Annotated in this window: 6 protein-coding genes; 4 read left to right on the top strand and 2 right to left on the bottom strand. The window is 71.4% G+C overall.

Annotated features, from left to right (window positions below; genetic code table 11):
* Positions 1–43: 43 nt before the first annotated feature.
* Entirely contained in the window at positions 44–3427 is a 3384-nt protein-coding gene (locus KZC50_RS06015; protein ID WP_310890989.1) for a glycosyl hydrolase, read from the top strand.
* Between the two features lie 66 nt (positions 3428–3493).
* Here the strand turns inward: KZC50_RS06015 and pulA are convergent, their stop codons facing one another.
* On the bottom strand, positions 3494–9562 hold the full coding sequence (gene pulA / locus KZC50_RS06010; protein ID WP_310890988.1) for a pullulanase-type alpha-1,6-glucosidase: 6069 nt from the start codon (positions 9560–9562) through the stop codon (positions 3494–3496).
* Positions 9563–9905: 343 nt separating this feature from the next.
* On the opposite strand from pulA, the gene KZC50_RS06005 reads away from it, so the two are divergent.
* The 3 genes from KZC50_RS06005 (at position 9906) to KZC50_RS05995 (ending at position 14461) form a co-directional block, all read left to right on the top strand.
* Complete coding sequence (locus KZC50_RS06005; protein WP_310890987.1) at positions 9906–10916, top strand: epimerase; 1011 nt, start codon at positions 9906–9908, stop codon at positions 10914–10916.
* A 104-nt stretch (positions 10917–11020) separates the two neighbouring features.
* Positions 11021–13165, top strand: coding sequence for a choice-of-anchor I family protein (locus KZC50_RS06000; protein ID WP_310890986.1), 2145 nt, complete (start codon positions 11021–11023; stop codon positions 13163–13165).
* A 30-nt stretch (positions 13166–13195) separates the two neighbouring features.
* Positions 13196–14461, top strand: a complete 1266-nt coding sequence (locus tag KZC50_RS05995; RefSeq protein ID WP_310890984.1) for a bifunctional metallophosphatase/5'-nucleotidase — start codon at positions 13196–13198, stop codon at positions 14459–14461.
* A 58-nt stretch (positions 14462–14519) separates the two neighbouring features.
* On the opposite strand, the gene KZC50_RS05990 is transcribed toward KZC50_RS05995, so the two are convergent.
* On the bottom strand, positions 14520–15698 hold the full coding sequence (locus KZC50_RS05990; protein ID WP_301133985.1) for a thiolase family protein: 1179 nt from the start codon (positions 15696–15698) through the stop codon (positions 14520–14522).
* Between the last annotated feature and the right edge of the window lie 26 nt (positions 15699–15724).

Genomic DNA, 15724 nt, shown 5'->3' with positions numbered 1-15724 from the left:
GTGTTCGGGCGCCGTCGTCGGCGTGCGCCCGCGAGAGGATGCGATGTCCCTTCCGCACACGCGCGGATCGCGACCGCGATCGAACGACTCCCCCGTCCGCACGTCCCCGCGGTGGCTCCTGGCCGCCGTCACCAGCACCGTCCTGGCGCTCTCCTCCGTCGGAGTGACCGCCGCGCACGCCGCGCCCGTCCCCACCGGCTCGGGCAGCTTCACCACCGATCAGGTCGGCCCGGCTCCGGAAGGCTGCGGCGCGCTCGCCACCGACGCCCGCGCGTTCATCACCGATGACGCACCGGGCGGCGCCGTGCCGACGAACGACTGGTGGTCCTCGCTGTCGTTCAAGAAGTTCAACTGCTCGATGAGCGAGCCGCTGCACGCGCACCCGCTCTCGTACAAGCCGTCCCCCGGTGGCATGGGCTTCTCATACACCCAGACCCCGACGCTCTACGGCACGCCCGGCGGCATCGGAGAGTTCCACTTTCCGTACCAGCAGGACCTCATCATCGGGGTCGAGGGCATGAACGCCCCCGTCGTCGAGGTCGCCGACTGGTCCGACTGGACGGTCACCCCGTCGTGGACGGACGGCACGCGCTCGATGACCGCCACGATCGGGCACGGCATGCCGTTCACCTGGTTCGAGATGGAGGGCGGCGACGCCCTCATCAGCGGCGCCGCGGATCTGCGCGTCTGGCTCACCGACGGCGAGCGCGTCGGATTCTCGGCCGGCGGCGCTGACTACGTCGCCTTCGCCCCCTCGGGATCGACCTGGACCACCGGTGGCGGGACGCTGAAGAGCTCCCTCGCCGGCGCGGGCTACCTGTCGGTCGCCGTCCTGCCCACCGCTCCCGGCGACACCGACGACACCCGCACCGCGTACGCGGACGACTACGCACCGTACGCCTACGCCCAGGTCGTCGGCACCCGCGCGGACTACGCGTACGACGAGGCCACGCGGAACGTCCGCACGGTCTACTCGTTCGAGACGGTCGCCCGCGAGGGCACCGACCGCGGCACCGTGGTCGCCCTCTACCCGCACCAGAGCGCCTACCTCGCCGGAGCCACCGGCGACGGGCCCTCCGCGGGTGCGGCATCCGACCGTGACTTCGTCTCCGCGCGCGGCGCGATGACGACGCTGGTCGGAGCGACCTCCTTCACCACCGACACGCCGTTCACGGGCGTGCTCCCCGAACTCCCGGCGATCGCGACCGCGGAGGGCGACGCCAACGCACGCCTGGACGCGCTGCTGGATGCCGAGGCCGCCGACCCGATGAGCATCGACGCCGACGACACCTACTGGACGGGCAAGGCCCTCGGCCGCGCGGTGCGCATCGTCGAGATCGCCGATCAGCTCGACCGGACCGCCGTCCGCGACACCGCGCTCGCCCAGATCGAGGAGACGCTCACCGACTGGTTCACCGCCGATCCCGGCGAGACCGAGCAGGTGTTCGCCTACAACGAGAACTGGGGCACTCTGGTCGGGTTCCCCGCGTCGTACGGTTCGGACAAGGAACTCAACGATCACCACTTCCACTACGGCTACTACATCCTCGCGGCCGCGACCCTCGCGCGCTTCGACCCGCAGTGGGCCGAGGACGAGGCGTACGGCGCCATGGTGGACGAGCTCATCGCCGACGCCAACGGCTTCGACCGGGACGACACCCGCTACCCGTACATGCGCGACTTCGACATCTACGCCGGTCACGACTGGGCGTCGGGTCACGGGTCGTTCGTGAACGGCAACAACCAGGAGTCCAGCTCCGAGGGTCAGAACTTCGCGAACGGGCTGATCCAGTGGGGTCTGGCCACCGGCGACACCGAGACGAGGGATGCCGGCATCTACCTCTATGCGACGCAGTCCGCGGCGATCCAGCAGTACTGGTTCGACGAGGCCGGCGCGATGCCGGACGGATTCGGGCACTCCACGGTCGGCATGATCTGGGGCAGCGGCGGCGCGTACGCCACCTGGTTCAGCGCCGAGGCGGAGATGATCCAGGGCATCAACACCCTGCCGATCACGGGCGGACACCTCTACCTCGGACTCCGTCCGGACGACGTGGTGGAGAACTTCGACGAGATGGTCACCGTGAACCGCGGCAACCCGACGGTCTGGCAAGACATCCTGTGGTCCTACCTCGCCCTCGGCGACGGCGACCGCGCCCTGGCGGAGCTCGACGGCGACCGCGAGTACCCCGCGGAAGAGGGCGAAAGCCGCGCCCACACCTACCACTGGATCGCGAACCTCGCCACGCTCGGAACGCTGGACACCACCGTCACCGCCGACCACCCGAACGCCGCGGTGTTCGTCAAGGACGGCGCGCGGACCTACACCGCCGCCAACGTCACCGGCGAGGCGCTGCGGGTGACCTTCTCGGACGGCACCGTGCTCGACGTCGCCGCGGGTCAGACCGCCGCGACGGGTGCGCACACCTTCACCGGCGGCGGCGCCCCGTCGGGCACCGAGGATCCGGGAACCCCCACCGAGCCCCCGGCTCCGGCGGCGACCGTGCTCCACCTCGGCGCAGACGGATTCACCACCACCCCCGGAACCGGTGTCGGTGAGATCGGCGCACGCGTCGGTGCCGACGCGGTGGGCGACGCCTCCACGGGGTACGTCGTGACCGCGGAGAACCTTACGGGTCGCTTCGGCGGACTCCGCACGAGCTTCGATCTGGGCATCGATGCCGGCGAAGGCGTCGGCAACGGCACCCGCGCGCGGGTCTCGTACGACCTCGAGGGCGACGGCGAGTGGGATCGCGTGGAGACCTACGGATACTTCGCGACCGACCCGCTGGTCGGCTTCGAGAGGTACACCTCGACGAACCGACCGATCGAGACCGCAGACGGCACCCTCGGGAACATGGACGGCGGATCGATCAAGCTCGAGATCTGGAACGTGCTCGGGATGTCGCCCTCGACCGTGGACTTCGCCACCTCGACGCTCCGCGTGCCGTTCGGCGAGCTGCGCGTGGACGACGGAACGGACCCGGGAGATGGAACCGACCCCGGTGATGGGACGGACCCGGGCGACGGGACGGACCCGGGCGACGGGACCGACCCGGGCGATGGGACGGACCCGGGCGACGGCACCGACCCCGGCGACGGCACCGACCCGGGCGACGGCACGGACCCGGGCACCGATCCGGGTGACGGGACCGACCCCGGCGACGGCACCGAACCCGGCGACGGAACCGACCCCGGCACCACGCCCGGTGACGGGACCGACCCGGGAACCGGAACGGGCACCACTCCGGGTGCCGGTTCCGGAACGGGCACCGGCACCACGCCCGTGTCGACCACACCGGGAGGCTCCCTCGCGGTGACCGGCGTGACCGCGCCGTGGGGCGTCGCCCTCGGCGCAGCCCTGGCGGCCGCACTCGGCGGTCTCCTCCTCGTCACCCGCCGGAGCACTCTGCGCCCCGGTCGCTGACGCGAGAAACACCTCGGCCCCCTCACCGCGATGGTGAGGGGGCCGAGGTGTTTCCGGCAGAGCGCGTCAGCGCGCGATGACCGGCAGCGGAACCACCATGCGCGAGTCCTCGTAGCCCGACGCGCCGGTGAACGACACCCGCAGCAGGTGCAGTCCGCGCGACAGCGGCGGCAGGGTCACGCGGAAGCGGCCGTTGGTGTCGGCCGTCACTGCGACGGTCGCCACGGTCTTCCCCGCGTCGGTGATCGTCACCGTACCGACGGGCGCGGTCCGGTCGCGCGCGAAGACCGCGCCGCTGACCGAGACGGCCTTGCCGACGGGGACGACGAACCGATCCGGCACCGCCACGACGGTCGTGGCGACCGGCACGATCTCCGCCTCGGTGAGCACCGCGACCGAGCGCGCGGGCACCGTCACCGTTCCCGAGGCGGCATCCCACGTCGTGGTCTTCACCACCGGGTCGGCGCCGTTCGCGAGCGCCGGAGTCAGGGCGAAGTCCCGACCGGCGAGCGCGTCGACGGTCTGGGTGACCGGCTCCGGCGAGGCGTTGAAGACCACCAGCGCCCCGGCGAGCTCGTCATCGACTCCGGCGCCGATCCGGTCGTCGATCACCATCGTGATGACGCCGGGTGCGGCATCCGCTCCCCCACCGGGGAACGAGACCTTCTCGGTGATGAGATCCGCCGACCCGAGACGCAGGAGTCCGACCTCCGACCGCACCCGCAGGAGGTCCAGCGCCGCCGACTCCGCCGCGGCGATGTCGGATGCCGCGGGCTTCAGTGCCGGGTTCGCCAGGAGCGGCGCCATCAGCGGCCACTTCTCCTCGTTGTCGGTGCGAGGGGGCAGACCCGACCCGAAGGTCGACTCGGTCCCGGTCCAGTCGATCCGGTTGAACCAGTCGCCGGAGTTGTAGCTGTTGCGATCGAGCGACTTCGAGCGCAGCAGCTCCGTGCCGGCGTGCCAGAACGCGGGCGTCTGCGCCAGAGCGACGGTCGCGAGCGAGACGGTGTTCATCCGCACCCGGTCGGCCATCGAGGTCTCCACCGGCAGCTTCAGCACCGACAGGTCGTAGAGCGTCTCGTTGTCGTGCGCGTCGACGTAGGTGATCACTTCGTCCGGCTGGTCGGCGTAGCCGGCGGCCGAGCCGTTGTAGTCGACGTCGTCGCCCCGCTTCACGGACCCGTCGGATGCCGTGAACGTGAAGTCGCGGAGGTTCCCGGCGAGCCCGAGCTTGACGAGGTCGGTCTGCTGACCGAGCGTGCGGTCGGCCGGGTCGACGGGCGACCCGTTGGGATCCGTACCGAGGCCGGTGCCGAAGCCCTGGTCGAGCGTCGACGAGCCGTCGACCGGGCTGCCGCCGTGCACACCGTCGCGGAGACGGTCGTTGAACGTGCCGATGCCGGTGCCGCCGAGCTGCCCTTGCGTGGCCTGCTCGAACAGGGCGTTGTCGGCCACCTCGCCGAAGTTCCAGCCCTCGCCGTAGAGGTAGACGCTCTTCCCGTCGACGCCGTCCTTCTTCAGCGTCAACTCGTCCAGCGCAGCGCGCACGGCGAGCATGTTGTCGCGCGAGTGGTGCCCCATGAGGTCGAAGCGGAATCCGTCGACCTTGTAGTCGCGCGCCCACATGACGACCGCGTCCACCATGAGCTTCTCAGCGACCTCGTGCTCGGTGGCGACGTTCTCGCAGCAGGTCGAGGTCTCCACGCCGCCCGCCGCGTTCAGGCGGTGGTAGTAGCCGGGGACGACGCGGTCGAGGACCGAGCGCTCGCCCTGACCCGACTGGGCGGTGTGGTTGTAGACCTGGTCGAGCACGACCTGCAGACCCGTGGCGTGCAGGGCCCCGACCATGTCGCGGAACTCCGCCACGCGCGCCCCTCCCTCGGGATCGGTCGCGTACGACCCCTCCGGTGCGAAGAAGTGGAACGGGTCGTAGCCCCAGTTGAAGCCGTCGGCGTCGCGGACGGCGTCGATGCAGGCCTGCTGCCGGTCGGAGTCCGGCGCGAACGACGCGAGGTCGCAGTCGGGCACGGCCTGCGCGGCACGGTCCTCCTCGATCGTGGCGATGTCGAACGAGGGCAGGAGGTGCACGGTGTTGATCCCGGCATCCGCCAGCTCGGCGAGCTGGGTCATTCCGGCACTCCCGGCCCGCGTGAACGCCCGGTACGTGCCGCGCTCGTCCTCGGGGACGGTGGTGTCGGTGATCGAGAAGTCGCGGATGTGCAGCTCGTAGATCGCGCGGTCCACGGGGCGGTCGATCTTCGGCGCCGCCGTCTTCTCCCACGCCTTCGGCCGGAAGGCCTTGTCGGCCAGGTCGATCGCGACCGAGCGCTCGGAGTTCGTCGTGAGGGCCACCGAGGAGGGGTCGGTGACGAGGTTCGTCTCGATCGCCCCGGTCGTCGGGGCGTAGACCACGACCTCCCACAGGTACTCGTCGCCGCGGAGCTTCGCTCCACCCTCGACAGTCCAGGATCCGGATGCCGCGTCCCGCCGCGCCTCGTGCCGCACGGGGTCGCCGGTGGACCCGGCATCCCATGTCAGGAGGGTCGCGGACTGCGCCGTGGGGGCCCAGAGGCGGAACGTGGGCTTCTTCCCGGAGAACGTCACCCCGAGCGGCAGGTCGCGCACCGCATCCGCATAGAGGTCGTCGAGGACGCCCGGGATCTGGATGCCGGTGAACGCCGACACCGCGCCGTTCGCGGTCCGCTGGGCGAGGGCGAGCTGCCCCGTCAGGAGGTCGGCGACGGTCTCGCGATCGACGTCGTCCAGCCGCAGCGCGGTGTACGCGGCGAGCGCCGGGAACCGGGAGCGCTGCTCTTCGGTGAGGCCGCCGTCGATCACCGAGAGCGCGAGGGGGTCGCCCCCGCGGATCTCGGCGCCTTCGAGCGAGAGACCGGCATCCGCCGATCCGTACAGCTCCCACACGGCACCCGCCGCCGCGGACCCGAGGTCGCTCGGCACGGCGATCGTGGCCTGGTCGATCCAGTGGGCGCGGAGCTCGCCGAGTCCGTCGACCGCGCTGTCGGTGGAGCGGACAGTGAGGCGATGCGAGGCGATGTCGTAGCGGAACGTGGTGACCTTCCCTTCGGTGGCGCGGAAGGTGATGTTCGAGCCGCCGGGGGCGCCGTCCGCGCCGTAATTCTCGTCCCAGCCGCGGTCGTGTGCGACCTTGACCTCGTACGAGCCGGTCGGCAGGTCGTCGGTGGTGAACTGGAAGACGCCGTCGCCGTCGCGGTCGAACATCATGCTCGCCAGGCACGCCGGCGACCAGTCGGCCGGGCAGCCGAGCTCGCTCTGGAACGAGCCGGGGAGGGTGATGACGGGGCCGTCCGCGGTGGAGGTGACGTTCTTGGTGCGCGGGTCGAAGAAGAACTCGATCGGTCCGCCCGCGTGGGCGAGGGTGATGTTCGGGCCGTTGAGGACGCCACCGGCGCCGTAGTTCTCGTCCCAGCTCTTCTCGGTGGCGATCTTGTACTCGTAGTCGCCGGCCGCCAGGTCGTCGAGGCGCAACGTCCAGATGCCGTCGACCTGGATCATCTGCACCGCGTCGCACCCCGGCTGCCAGTCGTCCGGGCATCCGGCCTCGCTGTTGAGGCTTCCGGGAACACTGACCGCGCCGTAGACGGTCGGCTCCTGCGGCTCGATCTCCCCGGGGCCCTCGGGCTCCTCCTCGACGACGCCGAGGTCGACGCGGTTGCCGACCGAGGCGTAGGTCGATGCGGCCGACCGCGCACCCGCGGCATCCGTCGACACCGCGCGGTACTCGATGAGCGTTCCGGGAGCGAGGTCGTCGACGTCGTGGAACACGCGCGGGTCGACGTCCTCGGCCACGCCGAGCGGCTGCCAGTCGTCGCCGCCGACGACGCGCCACGCGAACGCGGTCTGACGCCACGCGTCATCCGCGGAGGCGGCGATCGGGGCGCTTCCGGAGAGACCGGCCCCCGCGGTGGGGACCGACACCGTCAGCGGCGCGGCCTCGGCCGGTGCCGACACGGTGCGATCGGCCTGCCAGACCACGGCGGACAGCGGCGGCACGGTCACCGACACCCCGGCGGCGGCATCCGTCGCGAGAGCCTCGGCGTCGCCGTAGACCGGGGCGTAGGAGGCGTCCGCGGTCAGGGTCGACAGGGCGACGGATACCTCGGTCGTGGCGTTGTTGATCGCGACGAGGTACTCGACGCGCTCGGTCGGGTCGACGCGGGAGAACGCGTAGATCCCCGCGGCGTCGTCGGCGTGACGCTCGACCTGCGCACCGGTGGTGAGGGTCGGATGCTCGGCCCGCAGCTGCGAGAGCGCCGCGATGTCGGTGTAGAGCGGAGCCTCCGTGTCGTAGCGGTCCTGCGCGCCGACGGTCTCGCCCGTCACGAGTGACTGCTCGGTGTACTCGGCGACCTGGCTGGCGAAGAGCGACTGGCGCGCGGCTCGGTCGCCGCCGTTGCCGGCGAAGCCCTGCTCGTCGCCGTAGTAGATCACCGGCTGGCCGCGGGTGAGGAACATCAGCTCGTGCGCGAGACGGTCGCGCTGGAGCACGTCGCCCTTGCCGCTGAGGAAGTGTCCGATGCGGCCCATGTCGTGATTGCCGAGGAAGGTCGGCAGGGCCGTCGCGGAGGAATCCGGGGTCGTGTAGCGGTCATCGCCCGCGAAGAGCGTCGACAGGCCCGTGGGCTTGCCGCCGCCGGCGAAGGAGGAGGCCGCGCCCTGGAAGGCGAAGTCGAGGACGGAGTTCATGTCGGTGCCGCGGACGTAGGGCGCGAGCTTGGCGGGGTCTCCGTCGTACACCTCGCCGAACATGAAGAAGTCGGGCTTGCCCTGCGCACGGGCGTAGTCCAGGACCTCGGTGGTCCAGGTCTCCCAGAACTCGGTGTTGACGTGCTTGACGGTGTCGATGCGGAACCCGTCGATGCCGAGGTCGACCCAGTCCTGATACACCTCCACGAAGCCGTTCACCACGGTGGGGTGCTCGGTCATGAGGTCGTCGAGACCGACGAAGTCGCCGTAGGTGACCGACTCCCCCGCCCAGGTCGAGTCGCCGCGGTTGTGGTACAGCGTCGGGTCGTTGAGCCACGCCGGGACCTTGACCTCCGCCTCCTCCGGCGCGATGACGGGGGTGTACGGGAACGAGGTCGCGGGGTCGAGCGCGGGGAAGGAGTCGGTGCCCGCGTACGTCGCCGGGTCGAAGTCGTTGCCCTCGGCATCCCGGTACGGACGCGTCGCCTGATCGACGTACGAGTAGCGGCCCTCGGCGTAGGTGATGACGTCGGCGGTGTGGTTGGTGATGATGTCGAAGTAGACCTTGATGTCGCGCGCGTGGGCGTCCTCGATGAAGGCCGCGAGCTCCTCGTTGGTGCCGAGGTGCGGGTCGATGCGCGTGAAGTCCGTGATCCAGTAGCCGTGGTAGCCGGCCGAGGCGTCGGCCCCGACGCCCTGGACGGGCTTGTTCATGAAGCTGGGGGTCAGCCAGATCGCGCTCGTGCCGAGCCCCTCGATGTAGTCGAGGTTCTGGCGGAGACCGGCGATGTCACCGCCGTGGTAGAAGCCGGAATCCGACGGATCGAGGCCGGTGGCGAGGCGGTCGCCCTCGAAACCGCCGGTGTCGTTGGACGGGTCACCGTTGGCGAACCGGTCGGTCATGACGAAGTAGAACTGCTCCTCCGAGCCCGGCTGGCGGACCGGCTCGGCCACCAGCGCGTCGTCGGCGTCGGTGTAGTCGCCGTCCAGGGCGAGCGCCTCGACGCCGACCCGCTGAAGGTTCGCGTCGAAGACGAACCGGAGCTGGGCGGGGCCCGCGATCGTCAAGGGGATGTTCGCGTCGGTGCCGTCGAGCCCGTACGCCTCGTCCCAGGCGTCGTCGAACGCGACCTTGTACTCCCACGTACCGGCCGGGACCTCGAACTCTGCGGCGTACCGGCCGTCGTCGCCGGTCGGGGCGAGCTCGGTGGCGTCGCACTCGGGCTGCCAGTCGGCGCTGCAGCCGAGCTCGCTCTGCAGCGACCCGACGAGGGCGACGGTGCGGTCCGCGGCGGCGGCCGCGGGCGCGGCGATCGCGGGGACGGCGAGGGACGAAACCCCCGCGGTCAGGACGAGCGCGGCGGTCGCGAGGGAGGCGAGTGCGCGGCGCGCGCGCGAGGGGGTCGTCATCGACACAAAGACTCCTGGGGAGTGGTGGGAGCGGAACCGGCGGCACAGCCTCGTGCCTCCGGCTGGGAGTGACCGTATCCCGGCCTCGCACGCGAATGCAAGCGCTTACATCATGAGAAGCCTCTCATCCTGCGGTGTTCTCGCTCACATGCTCGTTCCCGTCCGCCACCCCGCAAACGCTTGCACTCCGGACTCGCTGCGCGGCGCCGCGGGCCGAACTCCTCTGATCCGGCGCCGTCCGGCCGGATTCGGCCTCCCTCCCGCCGCAACCCGGCGTTTCCGAGGAGTTCGGCACGGGCACCGGCGAACCCCCGGCCGCGGCGACGCGGGGGAGGATGGGGGGATGAGCGAGACCGACCGACCCCGCGCCGTCGTCGCCGGAGCGAGCGGCTTCATCGGCCGGGCCCTCGTGGCACACCTGCAGGGCGCCGGCTACGCCGTGCAGACGATCGGCCGCTCCGGACCCGTGACGTGGGCGGATCCGGCGGCGGTCGCCCGCGCCGTCGACGGCGCCGAGATCCTCGTCAACCTCGCCGGGAAGTCGGTGAACTGCCGGTACACCGACGCGAACCGGGACGAGATCCTCCGCTCGAGGGTCGAGACGACCAGCGCGCTCCACGACGCGGTGGTCGCGGCATCCGATCCTCCGCGTGTGTGGTTGAACGCCTCCACCGGCACGATCTACCGGCACGCGATGGACCGCCCGCAGACCGAGGAGGACGGAGAGCTCGGCACCGGATTCTCGGTGGATGTCGGTCGGGAATGGGAGCGGGCGTTCTTCGCCGACGACCTGCCGGCGACCCGGCGGGTCGCCCTTCGGATGGCGATCGTCCTCGGCGACGGCCCGGCGACCGCGCTGCTCCTGCGCCTCGCGCGCCTCGGTGTCGGCGGTCCGCAGATCGACGGCTGGTGGTTCCCGCACCGACGCTACCGCGGCATCGGCGAATCCCCCTCCGGCGGCTCCGGATTCACGTGGCGCCGCACCCGCGGGCGCCAGCGGTTCAGCTGGATCCATCTCGACGACGTCCTCGGCGCGATCGACCTCCTCATCGACCGCGACGACATCGCCGGGCCCGTGAACCTCACGAGCCCCCGCCCGAGCGACAACCGCACCCTCATGCGCGAGCTCCGCCGGGCCGTCGGGATGCCGATCGGGATCCCCGCCTGCCGGTTCATGCTCGAACCGGCGATGTGGGTGCTGCGCACAGAGCCCGAGCTCGTCCTCAAGAGCCGCTGGACGCTCCCGGGGGTACTCGAGCGCGCGGGCTACCGGTTCCGGCATCCACATCTCCGCGCGGCGATCGCCGACGTCGCGCGGACCGGCAGCACCACCCGGGGCGACGTCGTCACCTGACGGCCCCCGCTCGTTCACCCGCTCGACACCCCTGCCCCGTAGGACGGGACGGCGCCTCATCGCGCCCTTCCCGACGCACGAACGAGCAGAGGATCTTTCCCGAGATGAAGACACCGAGACGGGCCGGAGCGCTCGCCGCGGCCACCGCCGTCACCGCCACACTGGCCCTCGCCCCCGCGGGGGTCGCCACCGCCGGGATCGTCGCCGATCCCATCACGTACAGCGCAGACGACGCCGCGCTGACCCTCACCCCCGTCGGCTCGTACGAGAGCGGCGTGTTCGACGCCTCGGCCGCCGAGATCGTCAAGGCCTACGGCGATCGCCTGTTCGTCGTCAACGCCCAGGCCGGCGCGGTCGACGTGCTCGACTACGCCGACCCGACCGCACCCGCCAAGGTGCACACCCTGACCTCCGCCGGCGTCGCCAACTCGATCGCCATCCGCGAGGACGGCCTCGGCGTCGTCGCGTTCGAGGCGCCCACGAAGACGGATGCCGGAACCCTGGTGTTCTTCGACGCGAACGCCGCCACCCCGAGCGTCCTCGGAACGGTCACGGTCGGGGCGCTCCCCGACATGGTCGCGATCTCGGCCGACGGCGCGTACGCCGTCGTCGCGAACGAGGGCGAGCCGGCCGACGACTTCTCCGCCGACCCCGAGGGCTCGGTCGGCATCGTCGCCCTGCCCGGCACCGTGGCCGCTCCCGCGCAGGAGGCTGTCCGCACCGCCACCTTCCACGCATTCGAGGAGGGTGGGTCCAAGCCCCTCCCCGAGGACGTCCGCGTGTTCGGTCCCGCCCCCGAGGCGGACTTCCCGGTCTCGCGCAACCTCGAGCCGGAGTACGTCACCATCTCCGGCACGACCGCGTACGTCGCCCTGCAGGAGGCCAATGCCGTCGCGGTGGTCGACATCGCCGCCGCCGAGGTCACCGACATCCTGCCCCTCGGGTTCCAGGACCACGGTGTCGTCCCGCTCGACCCGAGCGACCGCGACCCCCGCGATGCGCCGACCTACAACCCGCGTACCTTCGCGGGCCTGAAGGGCATCTACATGCCCGACGGCATGGAGTCTTACCAGGCCGGCGGTCAGACCTACCTCGTCACCGCGAACGAAGGCGACGCCCGCGAGTGGGGAGACTACGTCGAGCCGGTCCGCGCGAAGGACCTCGCCGCCGACGGCCTGGGCCCGGTCTGCGCCGACAGCCCCCTCGCCGGCCTTCTCGGCGACGCCGATCTCGGACGCCTCAATGTCACCCGGGAGAACGGCTTCGACGAGGCCGCGGGCTGCTACGACGAGCTGTACGCGTTCGGGTCACGCTCGTTCTCGATCTGGTCGACCGACGGCACGCAGGTGTTCGACTCGGGTAACGACTTCGAGGAGATCACCCACGCCGCCGCGCCCGACTTCTTCAACTCCAACCACTCGGAGTCGAACCTCGAGGGCCGCAGCGACGACAAGGGTCCCGAGCCGGAGAACCTCGCCATCGGCGAGGTCGACGGGCGCACCTACGCCTTCATCGGCTTCGAGCGCGTGGGCGGTATCGCCGTGTACGACATCACCGACCCCGCGGCATCCGTCTTCGTCACCTACCTCAACAATCGCGACTTCTCGGTCTCGGTCGAGGACGGCGGAGCCCTGGCGGATGCCGGTGACCTCGGCGCCGAGGGCGTGGAGTTCATCCCGGCCGACGCATCGCCGACGGGCGAGCCGATGATCGCCGTCGCCAACGAGGTCTCGGGGACCGTCACCCTCTTCGCGATCGGCGCGGGGTCGTCGACCACCGACATCCAGGTGCTGACGATCAACGATTTCCACGGCCGCATCGAGCAGAACCTCGGCAACGGCGAGGCGGGCGCGGCGGTCATCGCCGGCGCGATCGACGCGTTCGAGGCGGAGAACCCGAACACGCTGTTCGTCTCCTCCGGCGACAACATCGGCGCCTCGACCTTCACGTCGTTCATCCAGCAGGACGACCCGACGATCGACGCGCTCGTTGCGGCAGGGCTCGACCTCGGCGCCGTGGGCAACCACGAGTTCGACCGCGGTTTCGCCGACCTCACCGACCGCGTCCTGCCGCGCTACGGCGACGACGTCTTCGGTCTGGGTGCGAACGTGTACGAGGCCGGCACCACCACCCCGGCGCTGCCGGAGTACACGGTGCGTGAGGTCGACGGCGTGCGCGTGGCCTTCATCGGCACCGTCACCCCCGACACCGCGACGATGGTGAGCCCCACCGGGGTCGCCGACATCTAGTTCGGCGACCAGCTCGAGGCCGCGAACCGTGTGGCGGCGGAGCTCACCTCCGCCGATGCGGCCGATGTCATCATCCTGCTCACCCACGACGGCGCCCCGACCTCGGACTGCGCGACGCTGGCGCAGGGCGACTCGGACTACGCCGCGCTCGTGAACGGCGCATCGGCGGAGATCGACGCCATCGTCTCGGGCCACACGCACCAGACGTACGCGTGCGAGGTGCCCGTGAACGGCGTCGCCGGCACGGAGCGCGCGGTCCTTCAGGCGAACCAGTACGGCACGACCCTCGGCAAGCTCGACATCTCGGTGGATGCCGAGACGAAGGAGCTGGTCTCGGTGTCGGGTGCGACCGTTCCGCTCGTCGTCGACGGGGTCGCGGCATTCCCCGCCGACCCGGCGGTGGGCGCGATCGTCGCCGCGGCGGTCGAGGTCGCCGAGGTCGAGGGCTCGGTCGAGGTCGGGGCGGTCAGCGCCGACATCCTCCGCGGTGGCACTCCTCCGGGAGATGACCGCGGCGTGGAGTCGACGCTCGGCAACCTGGTGGCCGACATGTACCTGTGGGCGACATCCAACGACGCGTACGCGGGGACGCCGGCCCAGATCGGCCTGATGAACCCGGGCGGACTCCGCGCCGACCTGCTCTTCGGGACCGACGGCACCCAGACCTACCGTGACGTGGCGAACGTGCAGCCCTTCGCCAACACGCTGGTCACCGTCACCCTCACCGGAGCACAGCTGAAGGCCGTGCTCGAGGAGCAGTGGCAGCCCGCGGGCTCGTCGCGTCCGAAGCTCCACCTCGGCGTCTCGGAGGGCTTCTCGTACGCGTACGACCCCGAGGCGGCATCCGGCGAGCGCGTCCTGTCGATGACGCTCGACGGGGCGGAGATCGCCGCGGCCGACGAGGTCACCGTCGTCACCAACTCGTTCATCGCGGCCGGCGGCGACAACTTCTTCACCTTCGCCGAGGGCATCGACCGCACCGACACGGGGCAGGTCGACCTGGTCGCGACCGTGGAGTACTTCGAGGCCTTCGACGTCGTCGACCCGGCACCGCTCGGCCGTGCGGTCGTCGCGGATGCCGTCACTCCGACGCCGACCCCGACGCCGACCGATCCGGGCACGACCCCGGGCGCCGGCACGGGCGGCACCGGCTCCGGCTCCGGCTCGGGCTCGGGCGGCGACCTCGCCGTCACCGGTGTGGAGCTGCCGTGGGGCATCGCCCTCGCCGCCGCCGTCATGGCGACCCTCGGTGGCCTGCTCGTCGTGACGCGCCGGAGCGTGCGTCCGGGAGCCTGACCCGCCTCCGACGTCGACGCCCCGGGATCGCTTGCGCGGTCTCGGGGCGTCGCGTTCGTCAGAGCCGTTCGATGATCGTGGCGTTCGCGAGCCCGCCACCCTCGCACATCGTCTGCAGACCGTAGCGTCCGCCGGTGGCCTCGAGGTGGGCCAGCATCGTGCCGAGGAGCCGGGTGCCGGAGGCCCCGACGGCGTGACCGAGGGCGATCGCGCCGCCCCACGGGTTCAGGCGCGCGGGATCGGCGTCGAGCTCGCGCTGCCACGCGAGCGGCACGGAGGCGAAGGCCTCGTTCACCTCGTACACGTCGATGTCCGACAGCGTCAGGCCGGAGCGCTCCAGGATGCGGCGGGTCGCCGGGATCGGCCCGGTGAGCATCATCAGCGGATCGTCTCCGACGACGGCGAAGGAGTGGAAGCGGGCCCGCGGGGTCAGGCCGAGGGCGAGCGCGCGCTGCTCGGACATCAGCAGGACCGCGGATGCGGCATCCGTCAGCGGCGAGGAGTTCCCCGCCGTGACGTGCCAGCCGATCTCGGGGAAGCGCGCGGCCATCTCGTCCGTGCGGAATGCCGCGGGGAGGCCGGCGAGGGTGGCGGCGGTCGTCCCGGGCCGCACCGTCTCGTCACCGTCGATGACGCCGCGGTCCGTGGCGACGGGGAGCACCTCGCCGTCGAAGCGCCAGGCCGCCCACGCGCGCGCGGCCCGTGCATGCGACTGCGCGGCATAGCCGTCGAGCTCGTCGCGGCCCAACCCCCAGCGCGCCGCGATGAGCTCGGCGGCGACGCCCTGATTCACCAGACCCTCCGGATAGCGGCGTCGGATCCCCTCCGGCGGCGTCGCCCCCGCGGTCGACGACCCGAGCGGCACGCGGCTCATCGACTCGACCCCGCCGGCGATGACGACGTCGTAGGCGCCCGCGATGATGCCCTGCGCGGCGAAGTGCACCGCCTGCTGACTCGATCCGCACTGCCGGTCGATCGTCGCCGCGGGCACGCGCTCATCGAACCCCGCGGCGAGCACGGCCTGCCGCGCGACGTTCATCGACTGGTCGCCGACCTGGCTGACGCATCCGAGAAGCACGTCCTCGACCTGGGCGGAGGCGATGCCGTTCCGCTCGAGCAGCCCCGACAGGACCCCCGCGGCGAGATCGACGGGGTGCACCCCGTGGAGCGCCCCGGAGGGCTTGCCCCGGCCGGCGGGGGTGCGGACGGCGTCGACGAGGACAGCGGTGCGGAGCATGCCCCCATCGTCGCTGAGCGGCGCGC

The organism is Microbacterium aurantiacum (genome assembly GCF_031625015.1).
Taxonomy (GTDB): Bacteria; Actinomycetota; Actinomycetes; order Actinomycetales; family Microbacteriaceae; genus Microbacterium; species Microbacterium aurantiacum.
This window is presented reverse-complemented; position numbering and strand designations above follow the sequence as displayed.

What these genes read in the sequence shown, in the direction of transcription:
- KZC50_RS05990 (WP_301133985.1), bottom strand. Translation starts at nt 15,698, where the DNA reads ATGCTCCGCACCGCTGTCCTCGTCGACGCCGTCCGCACCCCCGCCGGC.
- KZC50_RS06005 (WP_310890987.1), top strand. Translation starts at nt 9,906, where the DNA reads ATGAGCGAGACCGACCGACCCCGCGCCGTCGTCGCCGGAGCGAGCGGC.
- KZC50_RS06015 (WP_310890989.1), top strand. Translation starts at nt 44, where the DNA reads ATGTCCCTTCCGCACACGCGCGGATCGCGACCGCGATCGAACGACTCC.
- pulA (WP_310890988.1), bottom strand. Translation starts at nt 9,562, where the DNA reads ATGACGACCCCCTCGCGCGCGCGCCGCGCACTCGCCTCCCTCGCGACC.
- KZC50_RS06000 (WP_310890986.1), top strand. Translation starts at nt 11,021, where the DNA reads ATGAAGACACCGAGACGGGCCGGAGCGCTCGCCGCGGCCACCGCCGTC.